Source organism: Deinococcus arboris (assembly GCF_009755355.1).
Taxonomy (GTDB): Bacteria; Deinococcota; Deinococci; order Deinococcales; family Deinococcaceae; genus Deinococcus; species Deinococcus betulae.
The window spans coordinates 1-12,766 of record NZ_WQLB01000040.1; the positions used below are offsets into that span (position 1 = coordinate 1).

Sequence of the window (12,766 nt, forward strand, 5' to 3'; positions counted from 1 at the left end):
CGTGGCAGCGTGTGCGATACGTCGGGCTGCCACAACAATTGTTCGATATGAATTTATGCCGCGATCAATAGGGCGAACTGGACCGCCCCGGTGAGAGCTTTGCTGATAGATAAGTGGACTGCCAAAGCTGCGGAGCAGAGCGAGTGGCGGTGACGAGAGAGCGGTCTTCAGGGAATAAATGCCCCACCGTCACTGCAAAGACCTCTATCAGTCCTGCGACGCCTTGCCTTGTTCCTGCTCCAGGGCCCGCTGCTCGAACAGGCGGCTGGCGTCTTCGGCGGTGACGGGCTGCTCAAGCGCTTTGGCGAACGACTCACCGAGCGGATGCCCACTGGCACGGAAGAGGGCCGCCGCCTGTCTCTGGTCGTATGCCGTCCGGCGAAGTTCCACCCGGTCCCCCAGCAGCGCCCAGTAGGCCCCCGGCGCCTGATAGGGCAGGCCCACGCTGCCCGCATTCACGACTCGGCCGCCAGACCAACTGCGGTCAAACTGCACATGCGTATGCCCGCACACCACCAGTTGCTCATTCACGCCAGCCAAGACGCGCCCCAGCCGCTCCGGCGAGGTCAGGGCTGTGATGATCTCCTCGTCGCTGCGGGGCGAGCCGTGGCAAAACAGGGTGGGGCCCAGACCCGTGACCTCCACCCGCTGCTGCTGGGGCAGGGCCCGGAGCCAGTTCCAGTGGTGCGGCCCAAGGTGCTGCGCCTCCCAGACCAGGGCCTGCTCAACCTCAGCGGCGACGGGCTGGCGAGTGTGCCCTAACGCATGGAATTCCAGAAGTTCCCGGTCGGCGTTGCCCCGGAGCCACAGCGCCCGGTCACCCAGCGCCATCAGGCGGTCCAGCGTTGCCGGCACAAGTGGCCCATAAGCCATGTCACCGCCGATCAGGAGGCGGTCGGCGCCAGCTGCGTCTACGTCGCGGAGCACGGCGTCCAGGGCAGGCAGATTGCCGTGTATGTCATACAGCGCCGCAATACGCATGGGACCTCCAAGATGGGAAAGCCCGCGCCGATGTTGGGCACGGCCCGCTGGCCTCCTTATTCAGATGCCGTCTGTTCCGTTTCCACATTGGTGCTGTTCCGATAGGCAACTTCTACGCTCGTCAAGCCGCTTTTGCCCTTTCTCCCTTTCCTGTGGATTCGAAGAGCTGTCTTGCCAAGCTCTGTAAGTCAGCTCAGATGGAATCGTTCTCGCCAACAATGGAGTCGGAGTCCGTCTCACTTCAGTGGCAAGCGCACCTGAAACCGCGTCTCGCCGGGGCGCGAGGTCACGTTGATCTCGCCCCGGTGCCCCTGCACAATTCGCCGCGAGATATCCAGCCCCAGGCCACTGCCGCTGCCCACGTCCTTGGTGGTAAAGAAGGGATCAAAGATGTAGGCGCGCACGTCCTCGGGAATGCCGGGGCCGTCGTCCACGATCTCGACCACCAGGTCGGGGCCCTGGGTCACGGCGCGCACCAGCAGGTGGCCCCGCCCGTTCATCGCGTCAGCGGCGTTGTCGATCAGGTTGGTCCAGACCTGATTCAGTTCGCCCGCATTAGCGTCAATCGTGGGCAGGTCCGGGGTGTAGTCGCGCTCAACGGTCACGCTGCCTTTCAGGCAGTGGCCCAGCATGGTCAGCGTGCTGTCCAGGCCCCGGCGCACGTCGGTCGGGGCGCGGTCGGCGCGGTCCAGGTGGGTGTGTTCCTTGATGGCCCCCACCAGCGACGAGATGCGGGCGGTGCCTTCTTCGACCTCCTGCACCAGGGCCGACACCGCCGCGTCGGCCGCCAGCGCGTGGAGGGCCGCGCCCAGGGTGTCCCCAGACACCACCTGAGACAACGGGAGGAGGTCCTGGTGATGCAGGCCCGCCTCGACCAGGACCGGGGCCAGCTCGGCGGCGTCAGGCACACCCTGATCGTCCAGCCAGTCATGCAGGTCGTCCTCAGCGTCACTCCTTTGCAGGGCGCTGAGATGAAGGGGCTGGGCGGTGTCTAGCCGACTCTGAAGCCCTTCCAGCGCGGCGCGGGCCTCGGCGTTCAAGGGCTGGACGACCAGGGCGGTCTGCGCGGTGCGCTGCGTCGCCAGGGCGTCTCGCAAGCGACGCGCCGCGCGGCGACTGGCCGAGGCGGGGTTATTGAGTTCGTGTGCCAGCCCGGCGGCCAGCCGGCCCAGGGACAGCAGGCGCTCGCGCTGCACCTCACTCTGCGCGGAGTCGCGGATACGGTCCGACATCACCGCCACCAGGCGCGGGCCCAGCTGCGGCAGGCGCGCGAGCATGGCCGGGAAGGCGGTTTCCGGCAGCCGGAACAGCCACGTTTCTTCCAGTGCCCGCGAGGTGGACGGGTAGGTGGTCAGGCGGGAGTAGGGCAGTTTGCCGCTGACCTCAAAGGGGTCACCTGCACGCGCCTGATAGCGGGGGCCCAGCAGGCCCTCGGCGTCGCGGCGCGCTTCCACGGCGCCCTGCAAAATCACCTGCATGTCGCTGGCGTGGTCGCCCTGGCGGTTTACCACCTCGCCGGGCTCGTAGCGGGCTTCGGTGCCCTGAGCGGCCAGCCAGTCCAGGTCCTCGTCGGTCAGGTCGCTCAGGACGCCAATGCGGCGCAGGGCGCTTCTCAGGCTGGGGCCGGTCATACCCGCGCCAGATACTGATGCACGAACGAGATCGCCACCGAGCCCTCGCCCACCCCCGACGCCACGCGCTTGACCGACCCGCGCCGCACATCGCCCACCGCGAATACGCCGGGCAGGCTGGTTTCCAGCAGGCCGGGGTCGCGGTCCAGGGGCCAGCCTTTGGGGCGCTTGCCCCCATGCATCAGGTCCGGCCCAGACAGGATAAAGCCGCGCCCGTCGCGTTCCAGGGTGCCGGAAAGCCAGTCGGTGCCTGGTTCGGCGCCGATGAAAATGAACAGCGAGGTGGCCTCCAGGGTCTGGGTCTGCCCGCTGATGGAACAGTGCACGTCAATGGCGTCCAGGCGTTCGGTGCCGTGCACACCTACCACACTGGAATTCAGCTCCACACGGATGTTCGGCGTCTGCTCAATCTGTTCAATCAGGTACTGCGACATGCTGGTCGCCAGCGAAGCCCCGCGCACCAGCAGCATCACCTGCCGCGCGTGGCGGGCGAAATTCATGGCCGCCTGCCCCGCCGAATTGGCGCCGCCCACGATATACACGTCCTCGTCCTTGCAGGCCAGCGCCTCGGTGGTGCCGGCGCCGTAGTACACGCCCGCGCCTTGCAGCGGCGCCAGCCCCGGCACATCCAATGCGCGCCACTGCACGCCGGTGGCCAGAATCACGGCGTGTCCACTGACCGACGATCCATCGGCCAGCTCCAGCACGCGGTAAGGCCCGTCGGCGCGCAGGGCCGTGACCGCCTGCGTCACGATCTCGACCCCGAAGCGCCGGGCCTGAATCACCGCCTCCTGGGCCAGCCGGCTGCCCGAGATGCCGGTCGAAAAGCCCAGGTAATTTTCAATCCGGGAACTCAGGCCCGCCTGCCCGCCTGGCGCCTCACGCTCGACCAGCAGGGTTCTGAGGCCCTCGGACGCCCCGTAGACCGCAGCGGCCAGCCCCGCCGGGCCGCCGCCGACAATCAGCAGGTCGTAAAACTCCTGCTCGGCGCGGGTTTGCAGTCCCACATGCTCGCTCAGATCGGCGGGTGTGGGGGCGGGCAGCTGCGCGCCGCCGGGTAACTCGACCAGTGGCAACTCGGCCCCTGCGTCTACCACGGCTCTCAGGCGCTTTAAGTCGGGGTCGTCGGCTTCACTCTCAATATCCAGCCACTGGTAGGGCACATGGTTGCGCGCCAGAAATTCCCGCAGCTCGTAGGCGCGCGGCGACCAGCGGCTGCCCAGAATTCGCACCCCTTCAAAGGCGGGGCGGTACGTCAGGCGCCACTCGGCCAGCAGCTCATCCAGCGCGGGGTAGAGCCCGTCTTCGGGTGGGTCCCAGGGTTTGAGCAGATAACGGTCTACCCCCACCTGATTGATCGCGCGGATGGCGGCGCTGGTGTCGGCGTAGGCGGTCAGCAGCGCGCGTTTGGCCTCGGGGAAGAGGGGCAGGGAGGCCTTGAGGAACTCCACACCGTCCATTTCGGGCATGCGGTGGTCCGAGAGAATCAGCGCCACGGGCACGCCGCGCGCCGCAAGTTCTTGCAAGGTTTCCAGGCCTTCGGCGCCCGAAGCGGCGCGCATCACCCGGTAGTCCTGGCGGTAGCGCTCACGCAGGTCGCGCTCGACCGCCCGCAACACCTGAGGGTCGTCATCAACAGTCAGCAGTACCGGCTTGGGCATTGGGGCCTCCAGAACCTCAGGCTAATGCCAAATGCCGCCGTAAGAAGTGGGCCAGCGCCGCAGTTCTGTGCCGTAGGAGGTCAGGCCGACCAAGAGAAACGACCTGCAAGGGTACAGAAGAAAAAGATGGCCCCCTCATCCACAGTAGGAAAACGCCCCGCGAGACGACTCTAATAAGGACGCTATTCCTCTAAAAGTAGATCCTCTAGCACGCCCCAAGACCCCTTGCCCTCTACCGCCCAGGTTCAGGCGAGGCCATTGTGCGCGCAGCGCGCAGGCCCTTGCGGTGGGGCGAAGGATGGCGTCGAGGCCGGACCCGTCAACGAAGTGGGCAAGCTGGCCGACGCCAGTCAAAACTCTTGCCCAGTGCCAACGTCTGCTCCCCTGTCACCAGGTTCCAGGCGCGTCAGTCAAACCAGCGGCAACGCGCAGGCCGCCCTGCGCGGCGAAGTCGTTTCCCCTCTGGGGGAGGGGGCTGGGGGGTGGGGCCGACGAGACTCCCCCAGATGGTAGCCGCGCCCACGCTCACCAGCCCCCGAACCCGCCAGCATCGGGTATGCTCCCCCGCCGACTGCTTGCGCTGCCCGTGGTGCTGACCGGGGTGGCCCTGGCGCACTACGCCGCGCCACTGCCCCTGAGCGCCATTGCGCCGCCCAAGGGGCAATTTGGCCTGCCCTTCAAGGGTGCCCCCGGCCCCGACACCTGGCTGCTGGGCCAGGGCTACGGCAACACCACTGGGGCGTACCGCCAGCGCCGCAGCACCTACGGCAACCTCCAGGGCATCCACGCGGGGCTGGATTTCAGCGCGCCGTGCGGTACGCCGGTCCTGGCGATTGGAGACGGCGTGGTGGCCGAGGTGGACGGCCCCCACGGCAGCCCGCCCCACAACCTCGTGATTGACCATGCGGGCAACCTGTCGAGCCTCTACGGGCACCTGCGCGTGCGTTCACCGCTGCGGGTCGGGCAAACGGTCAAACGGGGGCAAGTGGTAGGGGAGAGCGGCGACTCGCAGGGCACCTGTGTCAGCGCGCCGCATCTGCACCTGGAACTGCGCGACCGCGCGCACCAGCGCTTTTTTAACCCCTTGCCCTATATCGCCGCCGACTGGAATTCGCTGGCCCTGGCCGGCAGCTTTGGGCGCGGCTACGAGTACGACCTGACCCAGCCGCGCCGCTGGCAGACCCCCGACAGTCAGCCGGCGGCGTTGCGCGGCGGAGCCCTGCTGAACGAGTTTAAAAATCCCTGGCCGCCCTCGCCCGGAGGGGCGCGGTGAGCCGGCGACTGGTGCTGGCTGCCTTGCTGGCAGGCTCGGCCCTGGCGGCCACCCTCCCGTCGCGCGCGGTCCTCAGCGGTGAATGCTGCCCTGGCGCGGTCTGGACCCCTGATTCCCGCGCCCTGCTGTTTCTCGACGGTCCCCCGGCGCGCGGCAGCACCGGCATCTATCAGGTGAGTGCCAGCGGCGGCGCCGTCACCCGGCGCTTTTCCAGCGTGGCGTTCTTTTCCCCGGCTCTGCGCTGGGCGGTGCGGCCAGGCACGGGCGACGCGACCACCCTTGAGCGCCTGGCCGATGGGCGCAAGTTTACCCTGCCCACGCGCGGGTCAGACGTGACCTGGAACCGGGCCGAGACGCGGGCCGCGTATACGCGCAGCGACACCAGCGGCAATTACGACCGCCGTGCCTCGCGGGTGTTCGTGGCCGATGTTTTTGGTGCCCCCCGGCAGGTGGCCACTCTGTACGGCGGCGGCGTCAGCGCCTGGTTAAACGACACCACGCTGCTGCTGACGGGCAAACCCACTCCGCAGGCCCGTGACCGCGAACTGTTCACGCTGGACATTCGCAGCGGCGCGCGGCGGGTGCTGCGGCAGGCGCTGGGCGTGCGAGCCCTGACGGTCAGCCCGGACGGCCGTTTCGTGGCCTACACCATTGCCTTTGATTCGGCGGCCAGAAATGGACTGTGGGTGCAGGCCACGGCGGGCGGCACGCCGCGCGAGCTGAACGATTACGGCTCTTACCGCTGGCGGGACAGCCGGCGCCTGCTGCTGATTCCGCTCAAGACCTCGGGTGGCCCTCATACGCTCCGGCAGTACGACGTGACGGCGAACGCCTGGACGACCCTGGGCGACCTGGGCGATCAGGTGCGTCAGAGCGACTGGGGCATCAGCCCGGATGGCAAGCGGCTGAATTACCTGAGTGCGAAAGATGGCAATGTGCGGGTGCTGACGCTGCCGTAGCACTGGACAGAACGATCAACCGAGTTGGAGTGGTGCGGATGAGCCGACCAAGGCTGCCTCTGCATCCATTCTCGGAGAGGTCAAATTCACGATGAGAGTGTTCGTGGATTTGGCCTCTCGCCGATCCTCTCACCCCGCCCTAGCCCCCTCCTGCCCTGACCTGCTAGACTGTCTCGTTTCAGAAGCGGAGGCCCTGCCTTACGCGCGCAGCAGAACTCACGGCGGCCCCGCCACGCTGTCCTGGCCGCACAATTCAAGGAGCACGGCCTTGCAAAACAACCTGATTGTGAAGGGTGCCAAGGAGCACAACCTCAAAGACATTACGGTCGAGTTGCCGCGCGACCAGTTTGTGGTGATTACGGGCGTCTCCGGCAGTGGCAAAAGCACCCTGGCCTTCGACACCATCTATGCCGAGGGCCAGCGCCGCTATGTGGAAAGCCTCTCGGCCTACGCCCGGCAGTTCCTGGGTCTGATGGAAAAACCGGACGTGGAGAGCATCACCGGTCTGTCCCCGGCCATCTCCATTGACCAGAAAACCACCAGCCACAACCCCCGCTCCACCGTGGGCACCGTTACCGAAATTCACGACTACCTGCGTCTGCTCTACGCCCGCGTGGGCACCCCGTATTGCCCCATCTGTGGCCGCAAGATCGAGAAGCAGAGCCCCAGCGAAATCACGGACCGCCTGCTGGCCGGCTTTACCGACAAGCGCGCCATCCTGCTGGCCCCGGTGGTACGCGGACGCAAGGGCGAGTACCGCAAGCTGTTTGCCGACCTGCGCCGCGAGGGCTTTGCGCGCGTGCGGGTGGACGGCACGCTGTACGAACTGGAAGAGGCCGAGAAGCTGAAGCTGGAAAAGTTTGAGAAGCACGACGTAGACGTGGTCATTGACCGGGTGACTCTACGCGAAACCGACCGCAGCCGTGTGGCCGAGAGCGTGGAGCTGGGCCTGCGCCGGGGCGAGGGCCTGCTGCGCGTCCTGATGCCCGACGGGGGTGAGGACGGCAGCGCCCACGAGGAGCTGTATTCGGAGAAGTTCGCCTGTCCCGAACACGGCAGCGTGCTGGAAGAACTTGAACCCCGGTCCTTCTCCTTCAACTCGCCTTACGGGGCGTGCGGCGACTGCGCGGGCCTGGGCAGCAAGCAGGAATTTAGCCCCGACCTCGTGATTGACGACAAACTGTCGATTGCTGAGGGCGCCATCCTGCCCTGGAGCAAGAAAGGCACGGGCGGCGGCGTGTACTACTGGGACAAGTTGCAGGCGCTGGCCGAGTACATGGGCTTTAGCGTCAAGGTGCCCTGGCGGGAGCTGCCCAAAGCCGCCCAAGATGCCATCCTGGAGGGGCCCGGCGCCCCCTTTGAAGTGGTGTATCGCCGCGCGGGCAAAGAAACCATGCGCTTCATGACCGAGTTTGAAGGCGTGATTGCCAACCTGGAGCGCCGCTACGCCGACACCGAGTCCGAGTTCATGCGCGAGAAGCTGGAAGAACTCATGGAACTGCGGCCCTGTCCCACCTGCGGCGGCACCCGCTACAAGCCCGAGATTCTGGCGGTGCGCATAGGCGGCATCAACATCTCGCAGGCCAGCGGCATGAGCGTGCTGGAAGCCGACGCCTTCTTTACCGGCCTGCAAGACAAGACCCTGACCCACGACGCCATCGAGCCGTTTTTAAAGGGCCACCTGGGCGGCACGGCCAGGGCCCACGGGCCCCTGCGCTACGAGTACACCCTGAACGACTTCGGCGCGGCGGTGGCCGCACCTATCCTGAAGGCCATCCGCACCCGCCTGAAATTTCTGGTGGATGTGGGTCTGGATTACCTGAGCCTGGACCGCACCGCCAATACCCTCAGCGGCGGCGAGGCCCAGCGTATTCGCCTCGCCACTCAAGTCGGCAGCGGCCTGACCGGCGTCCTGTATGTGCTCGACGAGCCCAGCATTGGCCTGCACCCCAAGGACAACGGCCGCCTGATCGGCACCCTGAAAAACCTGCGCGACCTCGGCAACACCCTGATCGTGGTGGAACACGACGAGGACACCATGATGGAAGCCGACTATCTGGTGGACATGGGCCCCGGCGCCGGGGTCCACGGCGGTCAGGTGGTGGCGGTCGGCACCCCCGAGCAGGTTAAGAAGAATAAGGGCAGCCTGACCGGCAAGTACCTGCGCGGCGAGTTAAAGATCGAGGTGCCCACCAGTCGCCGCCGGGGCAACGGCAAGCACCTGAAGGTCTTCGGCGCGCGCGAACACAACCTGCGGAATGTGGACATCGACATTCCACTGGGCACCATGACCGTCGTGACCGGCCCCAGCGGCAGTGGCAAAAGCACCCTGATTCACGACATCCTGCACGCCACCCTGGCGCGCGAACTGAACGGGGCCAAGACCACGCCGGGCCGCTACGACCGCATTGAGGGCATGGACCACCTCGATAAGGTCATCGAGATTGACCAGAGCCCGATTGGCCGCACGCCGCGCTCGAACCCCGCCACCTATACAGGCGTGTTCACCGAAATCCGTGACTTATTTACCCGCACGCCCGAAGCGCGGCGCCGGGGTTACCAGGCCGGGCGCTTCTCCTTCAACGTCAAAGGCGGGCGCTGCGAACACTGCAAGGGCGACGGCGTCATGAAGATCGAGATGAACTTCCTGCCCGACATCTACGTGCCGTGCGAGGTCTGCAAGGGCGCGCGCTACAACCGCGAAACCCTGGAAGTGAAGTACAACCACAAGACGATTGCGGACGTGCTGGACCTGACGGTAGAAGACGCGCAGAAGTTCTTTGAAGCCATTCCCGCCATTGAGCGCAAGATGAGCCTGCTGTGCGACGTGGGCCTGGGCTACATGCGCATTGGGCAGCCCAGCACGACCCTGTCGGGCGGCGAGGCGCAGCGCATCAAGCTGGCTTCTGAACTGAGCAAGCGCGCCACCGGCAAGACCATCTACATCCTTGATGAGCCCACCACCGGCCTGCATTTCGAGGATGTCCGTAAGCTCATGGAAGTCTTGCAGCGCTTAGTGGAGGGTGGAAACACCCTGGTCATCATTGAGCACAATCTGGACGTGATGAAGTGCGCCGACCACCTGATTGACCTGGGTCCTGAAGGCGGCGTGCGCGGCGGCCTAGTGGTCGCCACCGGCACGCCCGAGGAGATGGCCGCGCACCCCACCAGCCACACAGGTGAGTACCTGCGCCGGGTGCCGGGTATTGAACCGGCCACGGCGCGTGAAATCAGCGAGGTTGCCGATGTTAAACCGGCCAAGCGGACCCCGCGTAAGGCCGCCACGTCGCCGGCACCCGACGAGGGCGAACTGGTCGCCGCCGCCCCTGCACGCAAGAGTCGTGCTAAGAAAGAAAGCGCATGACCGTTCCGCCCGACCCGCAGACCAACGCTCAGAGAGGAGAGACCCAGGCGGCTGAGGGACAGCCAGAGGCCCTGGGCCGCGCCGCCTCGGTGGCGGCCGCCCCCGCTGGTCGCCCCTTTCCCAGCTCCCCAGCCCTGGGCCGCCCGGCCCCGCAGGTCGAGGCCCCCGCGCCGTCGGTGCTGGCGGCCCCACTCCCGCAGGGCCCCACCCGCAGCGCCACCCACGCTCTGATTCACCTGCTGGGCGGGGTCCTGGTGCTGGGGCTGCTGGCCTACTTCATGTGGACGCCCGGCGAGTGGACGACTCGCCTGCTGGCCTGGGTGCTACTGACCATCCTGGCCGACGAGTTTGGCGGCTGGTACGGCTACGCCGGGCTGGTGCTGGGCGGCCTGGGTTACTTCAGTCCGGTGGCGCCCCCCGAGCAGTGGTCGGTGGTGCTGCCACTGGTCGGCGGCGCCCTGGGCGGGCTGCTGCTGCTCAAGCATTCAGGCGGCCTGCTGGTGCTGCCGTTTGCGGGGGCGCTGTTTGCCGGCGTGCTGGTGGCGGCGGGCCGCTTTGCCACCAAGATTGACCCCGAACTGACGCTGCCGGGCCGCGAGGACTTTCAGCGCACGGCCCTGCTCGCCCTGCTGCTGGGCCTGGGCATCAGCGCAGTGCGGCAGATCGTGGGCCTGGTGCTGCGGGCCCAGGCGCGGCGCCGTGAACGGCTGGCTGCTCAGCCTGTCTGACTGTTTGTCCGCTGTGCCGGCGCCGTCCCTGGTCACCTGGGGGCGGCGCTACTTTGGTCGTGATTGGAACAGCCAAGCTCTTGGCCCATGTCGGCCCCCTCTTGCCGCTTCTGGAAAGGAAACAGAGAGAAGTCCTGGAAGCGGGACGGTACACTCGGCGCTATGACGAGATTGCAGGGCAACAACTCCAACCGCACGGTGCTGGTTATTGGCACCCTGGCCGCCGCCGCGCTGATTGGGCTGGCGATTTTCGCTGTACAGGGCAAACCTGCCGCTGGCGCGGGGCTGAAGGGCGACTTTAACCTGGCCGGCCAGCCCTACAACGGCCAGGACAGTGCCCCTGTCAACGTCGTGGTGGTCGAGGACTTCAAGTGCCCTGTCTGCAAGAGCTTTGAAGAAACCGTGGCCCCTCAACTGAAAGACAAGTATGTGGACACCGGCAAAATCAAGCAGTACACGCTGGTCTGGCCCTTTCTGTCCGAGGTGGCTCGCCTGAATGAAAACGACTCCAAGTTTGCCGCCCAGGCGGCCAAGTGCGTCTATGACCAGGGTGGAAACGGCGCCTTTACCAGCTTCAAGAGCATTCTCTTCCGTGCGCAGGGGCCAGAGAGCCAGGCCTGGGCCACCAAGACCCGCCTGAAGGACCTGGCCGGCAATGTCGAGGGCGTGGACAGCGCGGCCTTCAACACCTGCCTCGACACCGACGCCACCGCCGCCCGCGTGGACGCCGACGAGAAGCAGGTCAATGACGCGGGCGTCAACGCCACCCCCACGGTGTTCGTGAACGGCGCCCAGGTCATGACCGCCGACGGCAAGCAGGGCAGCTACGCCTTTGCCGACATCAGCCGCGCCATTGACGCCGCGAGCAAGTAAGGGTCCATGACGCGCGACAACCGCTTGTATCTGGCCTGGGTGGTGGCGCTGGTGGCCACGCTGGGCAGCCTGTACTTCAGCGAGGTGCGGCAGTTTAATCCCTGCATCCTGTGCTGGTTCCAACGCATTTTTATGTATCCATTGGCCGTCATCCTGGGCGTCGCGGCCCTGGGCGGCGACCTGCGTGTGCGCCGCTACGTGGTGCCGCTGGCCGGCATTGGCGTACTGGTGGCCCTGTACCACAACCTGGAAACCTGGGGCGTGGTGCCTGTGCCGCTTGCCTGTACCGCTGACCCTTCGGCCTCGTGCGGCACCCCCTGGCCGGTTTGGGGCCTGGACTCTCCACTCAATACCATCCTGACCATCCCAGTGCTGAGCATGATTGCTTTTACCCTGATTCTCCTGCTGCTGAGCTGGAAGCGCACGCCAAAAGCTGTCTAAATCCACATCACGAAAAGGGCCACCCGCACGGTGGCCGTTTTTCTTTTCCACTGCCTACGGCCCACTCCCCACTGCCCTTCTACACCGGTCGCCCCGCCATCATGAAACTGGCGGTCATGCCGCCGTCCACCGCCAACACTGCGCCGGTGATAAAGCTGGCCTCGTCACTGCCCAGAAAGTAGACGGCCTGGGCCACCTCGCGCGGGGTGCCCAGGCGGCGCAGGGCGTGCAGGTCTTCATAGTCGCGCCGGGTCTGGGCGGGGTCCTCACTGTCCTGGATGCTTTGCAGCACCGCCTCGGTGCTGATGGCGCCCGGCGCCACCGCGTTGACGCGCAGGCCGTGGGGGGCCAGATCCAGGGCCATCGCACGGGTCAGGTTCACCAGGCCGCCCTTACTGGCGTTGTAGGCGGCATTGTCCTGTTCGGCAAACAGGCCCTGCACACTGGCGACATTCACCACCGCCCCGCCGCGCGGCAGCAGCTCGACCAACTCGCGGGTCAGCAGCAGTGGGGCCGTCAGATTCACGTTCAGGGTTCTGGCCCAGCCGCGTTCGCTGACCTCCAGCACGCTGCCGTGGGCGCCCTGGTACGCCGCGTTGTTGACCAGCACGTCCACCCGCCCCATCTCGCGCGCCGCACGCCCAATGCGGGCGCGGCCAGCGGCGGTGCTGACATCGGCCTTGACGCGCCGTCCTCCGCGCAGGGTGGGCGGCAGGTTCAGGTCGGCACTGAGGACGCGCCAGCCGCGTTCGGTGTACAGCTCGGCAATCGCGCGCCCAATACCTCTGGCCGCCCCCGTGACGATGACACCCGCTGGCAAGGTCGTTTCGCTCATGCCTCCAGTGTTGTGGAGCG

The 12,766-nt window shown here is 66.5% G+C and carries 10 protein-coding genes; 6 read left to right on the top strand and 4 right to left on the bottom strand.

The annotated features are described in order from the left end of the window. Window positions 1–207: 207 nt before the first annotated feature. The 3 genes from GO986_RS19955 to GO986_RS19965 all read right to left on the bottom strand — a co-directional run bounded on the left by GO986_RS19955 (window position 208) and on the right by GO986_RS19965 (window position 4,273). Entirely contained in the window at window positions 208–981 is a 774-nt protein-coding gene (locus GO986_RS19955) for a metallophosphoesterase family protein (protein ID WP_157461280.1), read from the bottom strand. 236 nt (window positions 982–1,217) lie between these two features. Beyond that, window positions 1,218–2,612 carry a sensor histidine kinase gene (locus GO986_RS19960; RefSeq protein WP_157461281.1) on the bottom strand — a complete coding sequence of 465 codons (1,395 nt, stop codon included), beginning with the start codon at window positions 2,610–2,612 and terminating at the stop codon, window positions 1,218–1,220. After that, a complete protein-coding gene (locus tag GO986_RS19965; RefSeq protein ID WP_157461282.1) occupies window positions 2,609–4,273 on the bottom strand; it encodes an FAD-dependent oxidoreductase in 1,665 nt (554 codons plus the stop codon). Before GO986_RS19965 ends, GO986_RS19960 begins: the two co-directional genes overlap by 4 nt. Window positions 4,274–4,829: 556 nt before the next feature. Between GO986_RS19965 and GO986_RS19970 the strand changes: the two genes are divergently transcribed. From GO986_RS19970 to GO986_RS19995, 6 genes are all read left to right on the top strand, one after another. Beyond that, window positions 4,830–5,546, top strand: a complete 717-nt coding sequence (locus GO986_RS19970; RefSeq protein ID WP_157461283.1) for a M23 family metallopeptidase — start codon at window positions 4,830–4,832, stop codon at window positions 5,544–5,546. Beyond that, the gene (locus GO986_RS19975) at window positions 5,543–6,505 is read left to right on the top strand and encodes a TolB family protein (RefSeq protein WP_369409493.1); all 963 of its coding nucleotides are present in this window, start codon (window positions 5,543–5,545) and stop codon (window positions 6,503–6,505) included. Before GO986_RS19970 ends, GO986_RS19975 begins: the two co-directional genes overlap by 4 nt. A gap of 268 nt (window positions 6,506–6,773) precedes the next feature. Next, entirely contained in the window at window positions 6,774–9,869 is a 3,096-nt protein-coding gene (uvrA, locus tag GO986_RS19980; protein ID WP_157461284.1) for an excinuclease ABC subunit UvrA, read from the top strand. Further along, a complete protein-coding gene (locus GO986_RS19985; protein WP_157461285.1) occupies window positions 9,866–10,597 on the top strand; it encodes a hypothetical protein in 732 nt (243 codons plus the stop codon). Before uvrA ends, GO986_RS19985 begins: the two co-directional genes overlap by 4 nt. Before the next feature lie 162 nt (window positions 10,598–10,759). Further along, window positions 10,760–11,470: a DsbA family protein gene (locus tag GO986_RS19990; RefSeq protein WP_157461286.1), complete on the top strand. Its 711-nt coding sequence runs from the start codon at window positions 10,760–10,762 to the stop codon at window positions 11,468–11,470. 6 nt (window positions 11,471–11,476) lie between these two features. Beyond that, on the top strand, window positions 11,477–11,911 hold the full coding sequence (locus GO986_RS19995; protein ID WP_157461287.1) for a disulfide bond formation protein B: 435 nt from the start codon (window positions 11,477–11,479) through the stop codon (window positions 11,909–11,911). Window positions 11,912–11,990: 79 nt separating this feature from the next. On the opposite strand, the gene GO986_RS20000 is transcribed toward GO986_RS19995, so the two are convergent. Further along, the gene (locus tag GO986_RS20000; protein WP_157461288.1) at window positions 11,991–12,746 is read right to left on the bottom strand and encodes an SDR family NAD(P)-dependent oxidoreductase; all 756 of its coding nucleotides are present in this window, start codon (window positions 12,744–12,746) and stop codon (window positions 11,991–11,993) included. Between the last annotated feature and the right edge of the window lie 20 nt (window positions 12,747–12,766).

Bases quoted from the DNA above. Each gene is read 5' to 3' on its own strand.
- GO986_RS19955 (WP_157461280.1), bottom strand. From the start codon at position 981: ATGCGTATTGCGGCGCTGTATGACATACACGGCAATCTGCCTGCCCTG.
- GO986_RS19960 (WP_157461281.1), bottom strand. From the start codon at position 2,612: ATGACCGGCCCCAGCCTGAGAAGCGCCCTGCGCCGCATTGGCGTCCTG.
- GO986_RS19965 (WP_157461282.1), bottom strand. From the start codon at position 4,273: ATGCCCAAGCCGGTACTGCTGACTGTTGATGACGACCCTCAGGTGTTG.
- GO986_RS19970 (WP_157461283.1), top strand. From the start codon at position 4,830: ATGCTCCCCCGCCGACTGCTTGCGCTGCCCGTGGTGCTGACCGGGGTG.
- GO986_RS19985 (WP_157461285.1), top strand. From the start codon at position 9,866: ATGACCGTTCCGCCCGACCCGCAGACCAACGCTCAGAGAGGAGAGACC.
- GO986_RS19990 (WP_157461286.1), top strand. From the start codon at position 10,760: ATGACGAGATTGCAGGGCAACAACTCCAACCGCACGGTGCTGGTTATT.
- GO986_RS19995 (WP_157461287.1), top strand. From the start codon at position 11,477: ATGACGCGCGACAACCGCTTGTATCTGGCCTGGGTGGTGGCGCTGGTG.
- GO986_RS20000 (WP_157461288.1), bottom strand. From the start codon at position 12,746: ATGAGCGAAACGACCTTGCCAGCGGGTGTCATCGTCACGGGGGCGGCC.